The organism is Altererythrobacter sp., from assembly GCF_050299635.1.
Taxonomy (GTDB): domain Bacteria; phylum Pseudomonadota; class Alphaproteobacteria; order Sphingomonadales; family Sphingomonadaceae; genus Erythrobacter.
On sequence record NZ_JBNKWF010000091.1, the window covers coordinates 1 to 517 of the forward strand.

The 517-nt window shown below is 65.2% G+C and carries 1 pseudogene; it reads right to left on the minus strand.

From position 1 onward, the window contains the following. Window position 1 precedes the first annotated feature (1 nt). Window positions 2–517 (minus strand): annotated as a pseudogene (locus ACQY6C_RS14990) (succinate dehydrogenase/fumarate reductase flavoprotein subunit); the annotation flags it as partial.

The following is a 517-nucleotide window of genomic DNA, read 5'->3' on the forward strand; positions in this document are numbered from 1 at the left end:
CTCAGTACACGCGCGCCTTCGGCGGCACCGGATCGACCTCGCTGGTCAGCGTGGTCATGTGCACCGGACGGTAGTCAATGCGCGGCGCACCCTTCTCGTCCACCCAGATCAGGCTGTGCTTCATCCAGTTGGCATCGTCGCGATCGCTGTAGTCCTCGCGGGCATGGGCGCCACGCGATTCCTTGCGGTTCTCGGCACCGGACATGGTGCCCACGGCCTGACCCAGCAGGTTCTGCAGCTCGAAGGTTTCGATCAGGTCCGAATTCCACACCAGCGAACGGTCCGACACCTTGACGTCGGCAAAGCTGGCGTAGGTTTCGGCGATCAGCTTGACGCCCTCGGCCAGCGTCTCGCCGGTGCGGAACACGGCAGCGTGGTTCTGCATCACGCGCTGCATCTGGTTGCGGATCTCGGCGGTCGGTGTGCTGCCCTTGGCGTTGCGCAGGCCGTCAAAGCGACCCAGCGCGCCGTCGTAGGCCGACATCGGCATCTTCTTCTGCGCCGCGCCCGGCTTGAT